Annotated in this window: 12 protein-coding genes, 1 tRNA gene and 1 pseudogene; 5 read left to right on the top strand and 9 right to left on the bottom strand. The window is 37.1% G+C overall.

Features of this window, described 5'->3' with window-relative positions; translation table 11 throughout:
- Nucleotides 1-6: 6 nt before the first annotated feature.
- Entirely contained in the window at nt 7-276 is a 270-nt protein-coding gene (locus ACQ7EO_RS20230) for an oxidative damage protection protein (protein WP_004818487.1), read from the top strand.
- Between the two features lie 390 nt (nt 277-666).
- On the opposite strand, the gene ACQ7EO_RS20235 is transcribed toward ACQ7EO_RS20230, so the two are convergent.
- Nucleotides 667-1,305, bottom strand: a complete 639-nt coding sequence (locus ACQ7EO_RS20235) for a sterol desaturase family protein (protein WP_034618016.1) — start codon at nt 1,303-1,305, stop codon at nt 667-669.
- 152 nt (nt 1,306-1,457) lie between these two features.
- Between ACQ7EO_RS20235 and ACQ7EO_RS20240 the strand changes: the two genes are divergently transcribed.
- Nucleotides 1,458-2,465, top strand: coding sequence for an AraC family transcriptional regulator ligand-binding domain-containing protein (locus ACQ7EO_RS20240; protein WP_434278555.1), 1,008 nt, complete (start codon nt 1,458-1,460; stop codon nt 2,463-2,465).
- Nucleotides 2,466-2,740: 275 nt separating this feature from the next.
- A complete protein-coding gene (aqpZ, locus tag ACQ7EO_RS20245) occupies nt 2,741-3,433 on the top strand; it encodes an aquaporin Z (protein WP_004718527.1) in 693 nt (230 codons plus the stop codon).
- A gap of 105 nt (nt 3,434-3,538) precedes the next feature.
- Here the strand turns inward: aqpZ and ACQ7EO_RS20250 are convergent, their stop codons facing one another.
- The 3 genes from ACQ7EO_RS20250 to ACQ7EO_RS20260 form a co-directional block, all read right to left on the bottom strand.
- Nucleotides 3,539-3,784: a hypothetical protein gene (locus tag ACQ7EO_RS20250; RefSeq protein WP_151802451.1), complete on the bottom strand. Its 246-nt coding sequence runs from the start codon at nt 3,782-3,784 to the stop codon at nt 3,539-3,541.
- Between the two features lie 79 nt (nt 3,785-3,863).
- Nucleotides 3,864-4,886 carry a DNA/RNA non-specific endonuclease gene (locus ACQ7EO_RS20255; RefSeq protein WP_227504289.1) on the bottom strand — a complete coding sequence of 341 codons (1,023 nt, stop codon included), beginning with the start codon at nt 4,884-4,886 and terminating at the stop codon, nt 3,864-3,866.
- Between the two features lie 597 nt (nt 4,887-5,483).
- Nucleotides 5,484-7,364 (bottom strand): potassium transporter Kup, encoded by a 1,881-nt coding sequence (locus tag ACQ7EO_RS20260; RefSeq protein ID WP_004718533.1) that lies wholly within the window; start codon nt 7,362-7,364, stop codon nt 5,484-5,486.
- Nucleotides 7,365-7,485: 121 nt separating this feature from the next.
- Between ACQ7EO_RS20260 and ACQ7EO_RS20265 the strand changes: the two genes are divergently transcribed.
- Together ACQ7EO_RS20265 and ACQ7EO_RS20270 are read left to right on the top strand one after the other, a co-directional pair.
- Nucleotides 7,486-7,576 (top strand) — tRNA-Ser (locus tag ACQ7EO_RS20265).
- A gap of 136 nt (nt 7,577-7,712) precedes the next feature.
- Nucleotides 7,713-8,433 (top strand): annotated as a pseudogene (locus ACQ7EO_RS20270) (tyrosine-type recombinase/integrase).
- A 4-nt stretch (nt 8,434-8,437) separates the two neighbouring features.
- Here ACQ7EO_RS20270 and ACQ7EO_RS20275 read toward each other — a convergent pair.
- The 5 genes from ACQ7EO_RS20275 to ACQ7EO_RS20295 all read right to left on the bottom strand — a co-directional run bounded on the left by ACQ7EO_RS20275 (nt 8,438) and on the right by ACQ7EO_RS20295 (nt 13,420).
- Entirely contained in the window at nt 8,438-8,614 is a 177-nt protein-coding gene (locus tag ACQ7EO_RS20275; protein WP_336938419.1) for a YodC family protein, read from the bottom strand.
- 61 nt (nt 8,615-8,675) lie between these two features.
- Entirely contained in the window at nt 8,676-9,401 is a 726-nt protein-coding gene (gene qatD / locus ACQ7EO_RS20280) for a Qat anti-phage system TatD family nuclease QatD (RefSeq protein ID WP_434278558.1), read from the bottom strand.
- A gap of 1 nt (nt 9,402) precedes the next feature.
- The gene (gene qatC / locus ACQ7EO_RS20285; protein WP_434278559.1) at nt 9,403-10,686 is read right to left on the bottom strand and encodes a Qat anti-phage system QueC-like protein QatC; all 1,284 of its coding nucleotides are present in this window, start codon (nt 10,684-10,686) and stop codon (nt 9,403-9,405) included.
- Nucleotides 10,686-11,543, bottom strand: a complete 858-nt coding sequence (gene qatB, locus ACQ7EO_RS20290; RefSeq protein WP_434278560.1) for a Qat anti-phage system associated protein QatB — start codon at nt 11,541-11,543, stop codon at nt 10,686-10,688. Before qatB ends, qatC begins: the two co-directional genes overlap by 1 nt.
- 14 nt (nt 11,544-11,557) lie before the next feature.
- Entirely contained in the window at nt 11,558-13,420 is a 1,863-nt protein-coding gene (locus ACQ7EO_RS20295; protein WP_434278562.1) for a KAP family P-loop NTPase fold protein, read from the bottom strand.
- Nucleotides 13,421-13,436 lie beyond the last annotated feature (16 nt).

The following is a 13,436-nucleotide window of genomic DNA, read 5'->3' on the forward strand; positions in this document are numbered from 1 at the left end:
TTTGATATGACTCGACAAGTATTTTGCCGTAAATATCAAAAAGAGTTAGAAGGTTTAGACTTTGCACCCTTTCCAGGTCCAAAGGGTCAAGTGTTATTTGACACAGTGTCTAAACAAGCTTGGCAAGAATGGTTAAAACACCAAACCACGTTAATCAATGAAAAACGTTTAAACGTGTTTGAACCAGATGCAAAAAAGTTTTTAGAAGAACAGCGTGAAAAATTTTTGGATAATGATCAATCATTGGAAATGGCGGAAGGCTTAAAGCCTGAGTAATGTCCACAGCCTCCTAAGGCAAAAATCCAAAAGTGATGTGCATCTTATGCACATCTAAAAAATCCCCGTCAGGGGATTTTTTTATTGCTTCATCGTACAAGATGACGCAATCACATGAGCTTATAAATTTAATCTTATATATATTTACTTTTCCCACGCATAAAAAAAGGAGTCTTGGAGACTCCTATAAAACTTAAAAAACACGGCAGTGGGTACATGCTGTGCAATCAATATACATTTATGGCATGACTTAATATTGACCAAAGATACCGAAAACGCTGACCAATCACGACAAATTATAGATTTTACACTACGCAACCAATTTATTTCACAGCAGTTTTAAACAGATCAGAACAAGCAACAACGTTCAAAAAGCCAAATTAAGTCAAATTAAGCCACAGAATCATTGAGCTTTTGGGTATTGTCCTCAACCAATAGCGGTTTTTTCTCTACCCATTTGGCTGGAAAATATTTTTCTATGCTGGATGATAACCAGTTTGCGATTGGCTGAGGCAATTTCACACCTAAAGGATTCTGCTCTTGCAGATCCGCAGAAGAAATCACCCGTGTTCCCATCAGATAGTCAAACCAAGGCTTAGTGACACACCAGTTGGCATCTTGGTTCGAGTTCATATGGTGATCATAATGCCAAGGAATTTTCTTCATCGCCCAATCTGGCTCTAAATGTGCACGGCGATGGATATAATAATAATTACACGCACTATAAAGCGATGCCGCAACCATTCCTTTCGAAATCGGGTAGAAAATCAAACTTGCCGCACCAGCAACCACCGCCAAAGAAACGATTTCATTTTTGGTTCGCCAATTTGAAATCCCTTCTACATAGCCATCATCATGAAAATCTTGTTTACGCACTTCACGATGGTGTTCCCAATGCGATTTCATACTGCGTGGCACTGGACTGAAACGTGGTTTCCCTGGGCGATGTTGACCATGTAAAATATAGTTATGCGCAACCCATTCAAAGCCATTTGCGACGACCAATCCGACTAAAAAACCTTTTAACATAATCAATCCCTCTTGCTTATTGTGAATATAAAACATGCTGGGAAATAGGTATTGACATCAAAAAGTATTTTCATTGACAAATTACGACAAATTAAAATAGTATAATGTTTAAACTACAGCTGACGTAGATCATACAATAACAAGATGTGTAAATGATGCAATTAAAGGACTATGCAGGCTCGATATATGGCGGGCTTGGGCAATTACTCTATACTTTTAGTGAAGCTAAAGGTCTAAAGATCTCATCCAAATTACAACAGATTCAAAATGTTGAACGCTTTGACTATACCGTTTGGCGTGAAATTTTGGATGACATTCAATCACAAGTACAAAGCCCAGCTTTGGGTCTAGACATCTCTAAATATGTACAACCCAAACATATTGGTATCATTGCCTATATTGCACAATCTTGTGACACGCTTGGAGAGGCACTCACCCGCTACCATGATTTTCATCGATTGATTTATGATGGAAGCCCGCTCAAGGTTGAATATTATGATGAACAGCACATCTCGGTACGCTGGGAAAATCTACCCACCCATTTAACCACTCAAATTACTGATGAAATTGCGATAGCCGTGGTGATTCAGTTTTTAAGACAATTTATATCTGATGATATAGCGCTGTATCAGGTTAATTTTATTCATCCTCAACCTAAAAACAGCATGCTGTATCAAGCATTCTTTAAATGTCCTGTGCTCTTTCAGCAAGAAAAAGTCGAACTGATCTTTCCCATCAGCGCACTTGCGATTTCCTTTAAACGCAGTGATCAAACCCTACAAAAACTACTGATGCAACAAGCCCAAGCCTTGCTTGAAAGCTTACCCAATGCCACCCAGTTAGATGAACGCTTACAACAAAGTATTTTATTGGGATTACAAAAAAACAATTATCAAATCGAAGCGATTGCCAAACAGTTGAATATGTCGATACGCCAGTTACAACGTCATCTACAAAGTCAGAACACCACCTACCAACAACGTGTTCAGGATGTCCGCCAATTATTGGCCTTTCAATATCTGCAAGATCCTCATTTAGGCTTGCATGAAATTGCCCTGCTTCTTAGCTACTCAGAACAAAGCGCTTTCCAACGTGCGTTTAAACAATGGACCGGCTTAACACCGCAACAATGGCGTATTCAGCATCGAGAATTTAAGTAATTGTGAATTAAATTTATCGATAAAAACAGCATGTTTTACCATTCTCACCACTCATTTGTTTAGCAACAAATATCTGTAAAATATAATTTTTTAAAATAAAATCAGAACATTAGCCGATATTGATATGAATATTTTTTATTTGTGATTTTATTTTCATATTTTTAGACTATTATCTTTATACAGAAAATAAAAGTTGTACCCACCCCACGGTTATCAACTATCTAAAAATAGTCATATAACCCCATTCCGTTCAAAAAAATAATTTAGGAATCAATATGAATAAATATCTCGCAGAATTTATCGGAACCTTTTGGCTGGTATTTGGAGGATGTGGTAGCGCAATATTTGCCGCTGCTTTTCCAGAACTGGGCATCGGTTTTGCTGGTGTCGCACTGGCATTCGGTTTAACCGTACTCACAGGCGCTTTTGCTTTAGGGCATATCTCAGGCGGGCATTTTAACCCTGCGGTCAGTGTGGGTTTATGGGTAGGTGGCCGTTTTAATGCCAAAGACTTAGCGCCTTATATTATCGCTCAAGTCATCGGTGGTATTTTGGCCGCATTTGTTTTGTATTTAATCGTACAGGGTCAGGCGGGATTCACAGGAACTGGCGGATTCGCCAGCAATGGCTTTGGTGATTTATCCCCTGGAAAATATTCTTTAGTCTCAGCATTGTTAATTGAAATCGTATTAACCGCCTTTTTCTTAATTGTTATTCTCGGTTCAACAGATAAACGTGCACCTGCTGGCTTTGCCCCGATTGCCATCGGTTTAGCACTTACTTTGATTCACTTAATTAGTATCCCCGTCACCAATACCTCAGTTAATCCAGCACGAAGTACCGCTGTGGCTTTATTCGCCGAAACAGCAGCATTGAGTCAATTATGGTTATTCTGGGTGGCGCCAATTGTCGGTGCAATCATTGGGGCACTGATTTATAAGGTTGTGGGTAACGAGCCTCAATCCTAAATAAATTTTCAATGTAAAAAAACCTGCCACAGCAGGTTTTTTTACATATACCAATGAATTAGAAAGTAACTGATTCAAAAAATGACTGAAAAATAAATATGCTCTTTAAAGAAATGGATTCTCTATTTCGCCTTCACTTTGACGCGCAAGCTGTTCTGGTAGGTCACTTTGCTTCTCTAAACTTGCCACTACATCATTGAGATAGCTTTGTAAAAGCTTAGCCGCTTTTAAGCCAGCTTGATCTTTGGTGATCTGTAAGTTGCCATAAATACTGACACAGTCAGTTTGATTTTCTAAGGTTAAATCATGAATTGAATGTGATTCAGTGCCATTCTCAAACGGTTTAAACATTTTTAATTTTCTCAATTTTTTTCGATCTTATTCACAGTATAAATAGATTCTCAAAAGATACTGCACCATCAACGCTAAATTATTTCAAAATTTGTAAAATATATTGCAACAACGCTTCAACCAATTGTTTCACCAAGGCATCTTTGGTTTCTGGGTCTACTTTTGGCAATTGCACATCCGATGTAGTTGTTGAACCACTTTTGGGTTGGAACTGCTTTTGCAGTGCGCTGATTTTATCCTGACTGACCTCTTCTGCACATTGGCTTTCCGCATCCCAATGTGAGTACTCTATTTCTTTATTGACCTTGACCTGCTTTGCATTCAAAGGCAATTTATAGGTATTGCGCTTTTGTTCTTCGGTCAGTTGTGGAAATAAATTCATTCCCAACTGTTCTTCTAAATAACATACGCTGACCACCTTAACCTGAAGTGAATCATTATTTGGTGCATAGTACGCACCAATGATTCCATGTTTAGGCAAGTAAATCGCTTTATAGATTGCGGTTGGAACAATCACACCCTTTCCAATGGTTTTTAATTTTTTGCCAGAAAACACTGGGCCAGTGACCACATACACATCTTTCTTTTGCTTGGTGACAATTGCACGAGTTGCTTCTTCTAACTCACGCCAAACTTGTTGGTTATTTTTAGCAGCTTGCGGCACCATATTGGCCAAAGAAAAGCTGTCGAACTGTGATTCCTTATTGGGCATATCGGCATTGGGTGACATATGACCACGGTCATAGCCTGAACCACGATAATCCGATAATAATGCACGATGTGTAGCGTTTACACGTGGCTCTTCGTGGAAATTATCTTCACGTTTAATCTTTTGACTTAAGCGCTGTGGCGATAAATATTCTGCTGTCCATAACGGTGTTTTAGAAACACCCGAATACATCACATTAAACCCATTAAAACATAAGGGATAACTGTTTTTCTTTAAACTTTCTTTGATTAAAACAGGTGGTTGCTCTCGATAGAACTGATTTAAACACGCAGAGTTATTGGTACTACTTTGGGTAAATGGCAGTAACTGAAAAATTTTCTCTTGGCCAAACGCAATCGCAAAACTTCCAGTAGCAACAACACCCAACACCATTTTAACTACTGAATTTTTCAACAAAGGCTTCCTAAACAAGGTTAAATAAACAATCCACTCAAAACCCTTACAGATTAAGTTTTTGAATTTAAATAGCTTAACAAGTCAATAAACTGAAAGATATTGTGTCGACCTTCAACCGAGTAAAGCTTCTACGATTTGTGCTTAACTAAACAACATTCCATGTAACAATTTATTGTTTATTTCACAAAAAATGCTAGAAAATCAAATATCTTACAGATGCTTTATCGCACTTGTGCTCATGATTATGTCATGTTGCGCAGTGTTGTTCGACAGCCTTGCGACACAGTTTGTCGTATAGGATCGTTTTATACTGATGTATCAAGATTCGCTAGGGAGAATTGAATGATAAAAGCATTCAAACTCAGCATTCTAAAGGGTTTGATACTGTCTCAGTGCAATATCAGCCCATCTACTTTTGCAGGACCAAGAATATAGAGAATAAGAATTCTTATTTTCAGGATTTAGAGAAAAAATCTCTGCCAAAAATAAAGTGAATCAATGTAATACACCAACCCATAAAACCCATGGGCAAAAAAAAGCCAGAATGACTTCTGGCTTTTGATTGATATGAATTTAGATTTCGATCTGGCTGCCCATTTCAACCACACGGTTTGGCGGGATTTGATAGAAATCACTCACTGGACTGGTATTACGTTGCATCGAAATAAACAGTTTTTCACGCCATGGCGCCATTCCATCACCCACGGTATGAATCAAACGATCACGTGAGATGAAGAAACTGATATGCATCATGTCAAATTCAACTTCGAGTTGCTTATAAGCCAATTCTAGTGCATTTGGAATATCAGGTTGATCCTTAAAGCCATAGTAAACAAAAACCCGTTGGAAGCGCTTATCTAACACTTCAACACGGATTCTTTCTTGGTCTGGCACATAAGGAACATCACGGGTAATCACCGTTACCATAATATTGCGTTCATGCAGGACTTTATTGTGCTTGATATTGTGCAACATCGCATGAGGCACAATATTTGGATTACCGGTTAAGAATACCGCTTGACCGGGTACAAACTGAGTTTCATCACTCAAACTGACACTTTTAATAAACAGATCCAACGGCAAGGCATCTTTTTCCAAACGGTTAAAGACAATTTCTCGCCCGGTTTTCCACGTCATCAGAATAGTAAATACGATTGCACCGATCAGGATCGGAACCCATCCGCCTGAAATGATTTTTAATGAGGTTGACCCAATAAAAATACTATCTATCACTAAAAATGGGATCGCGAATAATGCCACTTTCCACTTTGGCCAACGCCAAAAGCCATATGCCAGTATTGAAATCAAAATCGTATCGCATAGCATGGTCATAGTGACTGCTACACCATAAGCATTGGCAAGATTGGCACTGTTTTGGAAAATCACAATCAATAAAAGAATCGAGACGTAGAGTATCCAGTTGATAAAGGGCAAATAAATCTGACCTTGTTCCACATCCGAAGTGTGATGCACAGTTAATCTTGGCAAATAACGTAGCTGAATGGCTTGGTTTGCCATTGAAAACACACCTGTAATCACCGCTTGTGACGCAATCACCGCTGCCGCTGTGGCTAAGGCAATCATGGGATATAAACCCCACTCAGGTACAAGCAAATAGAATGGGTTTTCAATCGCACTTGGATTACGCAGTAATAATGCACCTTGTCCCGCATAATTTAATAACAGACAAGGCAGCACAATGATAAACCAGCCTAAACGAATCGGCAGTCGTCCAAAATGCCCCATATCTGCATAGAGTGCTTCACCCCCTGTAACCGTCAAAATCACCGCGCCCATGGTTAAAAAGGCCACAAAAGGTTGGTGAAAAATAAAGTTAAGCGCCCAATGTGGACTGAGCATGCTTAATACATAGGGGGTTTGGCTAATACTATGAATACCGATTAAACCGATAGAGGCAAACCACGTTAGAGTGATTGGACCAAAAAACTTACCCATGGTTCCCGTACCATGTCTTTGTACCAAAAACAGTGCGGTAAGAATGCCAATTGCCAAAGGCATCAGCCATTTATTAAACATGGGTGTGGCAATACTCAGCCCTTCAATGGCTGAAAGTACTGAAATTGCTGGGGTAATAATGCCATCACCAAAAAACAGCGATGCGCCAATAAACCCCAAGGCAATTAAATAGATTTTGCGATTATCTGCGATACGATTAGATCGTAAGTTCAGCGCCAGCAAGGACATGATACCACCCTCACCATTGTTATCTGCTCGCATGATAATGGTGACGTATTTAAAGCTGATGGTGAGCATCATGCACCAGAAAATCAGTGACAAGATCCCAAGCACGGTCGCTTCGGTGATGGCAATGTGTGCAGTCAGAAAACATTGGCGTAGGGCGTACAAGGGACTGGTTCCGATGTCTCCAAATACCACCCCTAATGCTGCGAGTGTGATCGCAGGTAACGCGGCTTTTTTTGCAGTACTTTGCATAGATTCGTCTTCAAAAATTTAGACACTATTTTTGCGCAATCATATCACTGTGAAATTTTTTTTGCTCTAAATCAATTGTTGCTTGGCAGAAATCTTTTTTTTGGTTATTATCCCACGCCTTGGTGAAGTGTCCGAGTGGCTTAAGGAGCACGCCTGGAAAGTGTGTATACGTTTATAGCGTATCGAGGGTTCGAATCCCTCTTTCACCGCCAGAATTGAAAAAACTGCATGCCGATGCAGTAAAGAAAGGCTTAGATCTTAAGGGTTTAGGCCTTTTTTGTTGTCTAATCTATTCTAGTCAGGATTATTGCAATCCAGTTATACTCCAAATTCTCAAGCAACATTGCAATGTTTACAGATACTCGAATTAGAAAAATAAAGCATTAGAAAAGAGAACTAAATATTCTGATCAAAAAGCATGTATTTAGAAGTTACTCCTTCGGGTGCTATGCATTGATGTATGAAATTCTAACTCAATGTGAAGGAAATCATTTTCAGTATAAGCACATACCCTGAAACCACACTTGCACAAGCTAGAAGAATAAGAGATTGAGCTCGATTAAAACTAAAAGATTGGATTAGCCCCAACGAAGCGAAGAAACAAAAAAATTACAAGCAGACGAAAATACCCTTTTTAAAACACTTGCTATGGAATGGATGTAAGATCGTAAAGCTGTCATAAAAGAAGCCTCTTACTTAAGAGATCTGTCTGTATTTGAAAAAGATCTCTTCCCTACTTTAGGCAATATGCCTATTGATCAGATTAAAGGAAAAGATGTTCTTGCTTGTGCTAAACAAATCGAAGCCCGTGGTGCTCAAGAGATGGCTAAACGCTCTATTCCTTATTCGCACTATGGGCTATAACGGTAAAATGACTGGACATGGTTTTCGTGGACTTGCATCAATGACATTACATGAACAAGGTTATATGCATGATGCAATTGAAATCCAGTTGGCGCATAAGGTTGGTAATGCTGTGTCTCAGGCATATAACCATGCACAGCATTTAGAATATCGAGTTAAGATGATGCAGGATTGGTCTGATTTTATTGATGGGTTGAGGGGATAGAGTATCAAACAATTGGTTTTTCTTTTGTTAGCATTTTATTTTGAAAAACTTCGCCATTATAATCCTGCTTCTTGTCAAACCAAACGCAGTATGAACTTTTATCATCATGTGCCTCCTCTACAGTCATAGCAGGACCACCTGATTTCAAATAAACAACATCTCCTTGTATAAATTTATCCATAAAACCTCCTAAATGAAAAAGCTAGTTAGATGTAACTATTAATAATTATCAATGGTTAAACTCAGTCTTTCAACAATGAACTCAGATTAACATTTAATTGTTGAATGCATTCTTTACTATTACATCCCCAAATTTTGGCTAAGTAAGGAATAATTTTCTCAGCATCCCAAGGATATAAAAAATCATTGTTCAAACTTGTAAAAGGTCCATCCGTTTCCAACAACACAAGTTCCTTCGGAATGTTCCTTATAATCTCTTGACCTTTTTTAGATTTAATCATTTGCAAACCAATACTAAATCGACATCCTAATTTAATCGCAACTTTTAGGTCTTTTAAATTACCGCTATACCAATGAAGGATTGGTTTACCACTATTTGGATACTTCATTAAAATATTTAAAATTTCTTTAGTTGCCCCCCTAGAGTGAATACTGATAATTTTATTGCCTTGAAAATTACATTCAGCCATAACCTTATCAAAAATCTGTATTTGCAATTCAAACGTATCGGTATATTTAGGACTACCGTCCAAACCAATTTCCCCAATAAAACGGGTGTTTTTTATGCTATCAAGAAATAAAGATAATTCGTCATATTTTAAATGAGCAATTTCAGGATGAAGCCCCAACGCAACTTCAATATTACTGAAATCTTTCATTTTCTTGGAAGTCTCAAGCCAAGCTTTAGGACTAGTTGTAACTAACAATGTAAATTCACATTGTTTATTAACCTTGTAAGCTAGTTCCAAAGCATTGGGGTACAAATCCAAATGGCAATGTAAATCCATATTAAGAAATTACTTTATGTTGCTGGAGAAGAGCATTTAGCTCAAGAATACCTGTATCTACAACCTTTGCATAATGAGGGTACTCCTCTGCTTCGGCAAAGGCTAAAGCACCTGCAAAATAGTTAACACCCTTCTTTTGATGCATTAAACATGCCATTGCAACAGCAGATATATCATTGGCATCTTTTTCAATGCCACCTTTTGCAATTTTTTGGACAAAATATTCTTTCGTCTTATCCGTAATTCCTCCAGCTTTGAATGCTGAACGTCTGACAAGACATGGTACACAGCGACCACAATGCTTGTAACCATAAGTCAAATAACGACTACAACTCGTAGTTGTTGATACATATCTTTTTAATAGTTTAGAATTTTTGCAATTTTTGACCATTTCCCCCTTTGTCATAAATTGATAAGGGTTAATTAACTGGATATCTAACCCGGCTTTCTTCCATATATTTTCTAGTGCTTTTAATATGATCGGATGCGTTGTTTTAGTACTTAAACTTCCAAAACGCCCTAAATTAAGAGGTACATTTAGGCTAATAAATCCATTCTCAGGCACTATAATTCTTTTACTAGCATTGGAATCTAATAGCTCTGATGCGACTAAAGCAAAGGAGTAAAATACTATTGATCTTGCTCTTGAAGAACGTTCGCCTCTTGATCTTAGTCGAGTCGCATGACTCCATTGGAAGTGTTGATCTGTGGATTTGAGTGCTTTCGCATATTGAATTTGTTTCTGTCTATCCCCCTTCACTACTTGTGAAATAAAAAGAGGTTTCTCTCCATTCTGACAGAGATCAATTCCGCCAATTAAACTATCCATTCCACCTGATAATAATGAAACACAGGTAGCACCTTCATAAGGTTTTAATTTAGAAGGGTGCGGTATATCCCATTTAAAGTCTTTATTAGATTGAGTGAAATTTAGAGACCAAAAATCACCTGTAAGCTTTCTTAAAAGCTTAATTAGATCCTCTTTTGTATCTTCCCATTTTTCTGGGTTACATAAAGAAACTTCTAATTCTATTTGTCGAGTCCATCCATCTGGGCTATGTGATCTATCACAGACCTGATCTGCTGCGTTAATAGCCAGACCAATTCTTAAAAAATCAAAAACTAAAGGGCTAGGAGTAACACCTTTTTTCTTAAAATTTTTTAACAGTTCTAATCCGATAGTTCCTATATTAGAATTCCCACTACTTTCAAAAAAAGAGAAGTAATAAACATTAGTTTCTATTTGTGCCTGAAGATCACATTTATCTTTACATACAACTTTCATTAAATTTCCCCTTCATACGCAGAAAAAGTGCGCTCCAAACTTTTTTCCAATACCTGTTGAAGATCTTTATTCGAAGGGTTTGCTAGATTGGCTCTTAAAATCTCTAGATTACTTTTTAAATCTGCTTCTAGATAGCTTTTCATTTCATCCATTCTTTGTACTATAACTTCAGGCTTAAATTCAGCACTTTCCATTACTTGACCAATATCATGACCTAAACGATTTAGACATTCACTTGCCAAAAAATGTTCAATTAAAAACCAGATTTCATCTTGTTGAATATTTTGTAGATCTACATCAGGATTAACTTCATAGAGATCACTCATTGCTTTAGAAAGAGAATCTCTACAAGAATCTTCATCAATGCTCCCCCCATCAGGAATCAATATATTGATGATTTGATTTTCCAACTCTCTAAAATTCGGAGTTGTTCCATTCAAACTTGATAACCAATTTTGAATACTTGGTATATTTTGGATATTCTGAATTAGACCAAATAAGTTAGAACCAACTGTAGTAGCCACTTTCATTCTAGATGAAAGCTTTTTTGCTCCTCCCATTCCCGTTTTAGAATAGTTCCCAGCAACTTTTCTAAAGTTCTGCTTACCTCCATTTTTTAGAAATTCTCTCATAGGAGCTCGGGATGGATAAAAGCGACCATGTGGTGCAATTCCAATTACCTGTGTATTTGATATATCTGATTCTACTTGCTCACCACCATCTGTACTTTGTATAACATCGCTGGTATTACTTATATCGCTACTACTAGGTTGAATATTACTTGTAATTTGATCTAACCATGGTGGATCAAAGGAAATTCCACCTTGCGGCCCCTTGCTGGAAGTTGAAGTACCCATCCTAATTTACCCCCTTATTTTCGTTCTATCTCAGTTTTAACTCTTTGATCTACATTTGGATTATCTTTCCATACTTGGAAAACTTCATGGCTCCATGATTCATTTCTAAAAGAAGGTATCAAATCCCTTGTAACAAATCGAGTTTGCATACTTTTCAGTAAGTCGACTAAATCACTCGAAAACTCAGGAAAATTTCGAGTAATATTTAAACAACACGTCAGACTTTCTTTTGAATATTGTTTTATACGTGCATTTTTAATTAAATGCTTCATAATCGCTTTTGCATCGTAAGGAGTTAGAGATTTAACCGAACGATCTAACATAGGCATATAACTTTTTGCATTAATAATTGCAATTAAAATACTTTGACTCTCTTTTGATAATTCTTGGCCTTGAGCAATATTAATAGAGCGATCTTGGCTTAGATATAGATACGGTCTTAAGTCAATATTGGATAATTCAGGCTTGATGGATAACCATCTTTTTGAGAAATCTGTCAAAAATTCAGAAGGAAATTCTACTGTCGTACCATCTTTAACCTGTTGTTCTATTGATATAATTTTTTCAGGCATACCATCACCTGACTCAATAATAATCTTAGTTAAATATTCAAACTCACTTGGCGTAGCACATCTTTCAAAAAGTTGAATTTTGACTAAAACTTCAAAGTCTATTATCAATCCTTGAGCTAATGCTATTTTCTCCCTAATAATCAAATTATTCATAAATCTTTTAATAAGGCGAGGATTTCCCAAAATTTCATCAGAACTCGTTAAAAAGTGAGAAATTTCTTCTGCTAGACTCAACCTAGACAATAATTCAGTCTTGTCTCGATATGCACTTTTAAGATTCTCATATGTTAAACCTCCTTCCCAAGGTTTTTTCAATTTATCAAGAATTGACTCTTTAGCACTATTAAATTCATCTACAGTTAATAATTCTTTTCTAGTAGATAAATCACCAAATAATAGTGCAAGATACGCTTTAACTTCATTAGTACCAAGTCTTGGAACCCTCAAAGGCACCTGAATAAGTTTATCAAAATAACTAGTCACTAAGCTGTTTGTTATTTGAAGCTCTCCAAAATGAACTCTTACAGCACTTCTAATCATTTCCTCATCGGCTGCAATAATAAACGAAGATCGTGGCATAAATAATAATAGACGCATTGCTTCCAAAGTAGAAATTGCCGTATGAGGTAAACACCTATCTAAATCATCAACAACAACAACCAATCTAATATCTAGATCAGCTAAAATTTCAGAGAAATTTTTTCTCAGGGCATCAATTTCTTTGGGTAAAGTTGATTCTTCTGATGAAGAAACCAATTCACCCAAATCCTTACTCAATGCTTCAATGTTACCTGAAGCTTCTTTAACTTCTTCACCAGATGGTAGCTGTCTAGTTTCAAAAATCCCCATACCCGCACCAATCAATGCTCCTGCAGGTCCACCCACAGTAGAACCAATTGCAACATTACGGCCTATTGGATATAAATACTGAACTGCTTTCAGCCATTTTATTCTTTTAACAAAGTTTAAAGCTTTATCAACAACCGTTTCTCTTTGTTTAGCTTCCTGTAAAAGTTTGTCAGCAACAACTTGAAGCAATGCCATTTTTGCTTCTTCGTAACCTTGATATAACCAAGCATTAAAATCAATGAAAATATATTTTTTATTCTTATCATCGATATCTTTTTCAGCTTCTACGAGTGAAGCTTTAATCATTTTAACCAATGATGATTTTCCAACTCCCCATCCACCTGAAACTCCTATAGATAGTGGTTCATCATTTGATTCCTTTATTAATTCTGCAGCAGTATTTGCTACTACAGCAAAGTTCAACATATCAACTTCAGTTTCAATATCAGCCCACATATTTTTCTCGAATAAA

Origin of the sequence: Acinetobacter sp. CE-15, from assembly GCF_051059255.1 — a bacterium.
Taxonomy (GTDB): Bacteria; Pseudomonadota; Gammaproteobacteria; order Pseudomonadales; family Moraxellaceae; genus Acinetobacter; species Acinetobacter guillouiae.

What these genes read in the sequence shown, in the direction of transcription:
- ACQ7EO_RS20230 (WP_004818487.1), top strand. Translation starts at nt 7, where the DNA reads ATGACTCGACAAGTATTTTGCCGTAAATATCAAAAAGAGTTAGAAGGT.
- ACQ7EO_RS20235 (WP_034618016.1), bottom strand. Translation starts at nt 1,305, where the DNA reads ATGTTAAAAGGTTTTTTAGTCGGATTGGTCGTCGCAAATGGCTTTGAA.
- ACQ7EO_RS20240 (WP_434278555.1), top strand. Translation starts at nt 1,458, where the DNA reads ATGATGCAATTAAAGGACTATGCAGGCTCGATATATGGCGGGCTTGGG.
- aqpZ (WP_004718527.1), top strand. Translation starts at nt 2,741, where the DNA reads ATGAATAAATATCTCGCAGAATTTATCGGAACCTTTTGGCTGGTATTT.
- ACQ7EO_RS20250 (WP_151802451.1), bottom strand. Translation starts at nt 3,784, where the DNA reads ATGTTTAAACCGTTTGAGAATGGCACTGAATCACATTCAATTCATGAT.
- ACQ7EO_RS20255 (WP_227504289.1), bottom strand. Translation starts at nt 4,886, where the DNA reads ATGGTGTTGGGTGTTGTTGCTACTGGAAGTTTTGCGATTGCGTTTGGC.
- ACQ7EO_RS20260 (WP_004718533.1), bottom strand. Translation starts at nt 7,364, where the DNA reads ATGCAAAGTACTGCAAAAAAAGCCGCGTTACCTGCGATCACACTCGCA.
- ACQ7EO_RS20275 (WP_336938419.1), bottom strand. Translation starts at nt 8,614, where the DNA reads ATGGATAAATTTATACAAGGAGATGTTGTTTATTTGAAATCAGGTGGT.
- qatD (WP_434278558.1), bottom strand. Translation starts at nt 9,401, where the DNA reads ATGGATTTACATTGCCATTTGGATTTGTACCCCAATGCTTTGGAACTA.
- qatC (WP_434278559.1), bottom strand. Translation starts at nt 10,686, where the DNA reads ATGAAAGTTGTATGTAAAGATAAATGTGATCTTCAGGCACAAATAGAA.
- qatB (WP_434278560.1), bottom strand. Translation starts at nt 11,543, where the DNA reads ATGGGTACTTCAACTTCCAGCAAGGGGCCGCAAGGTGGAATTTCCTTT.
- ACQ7EO_RS20295 (WP_434278562.1), bottom strand. Translation starts at nt 13,420, where the DNA reads ATGTGGGCTGATATTGAAACTGAAGTTGATATGTTGAACTTTGCTGTA.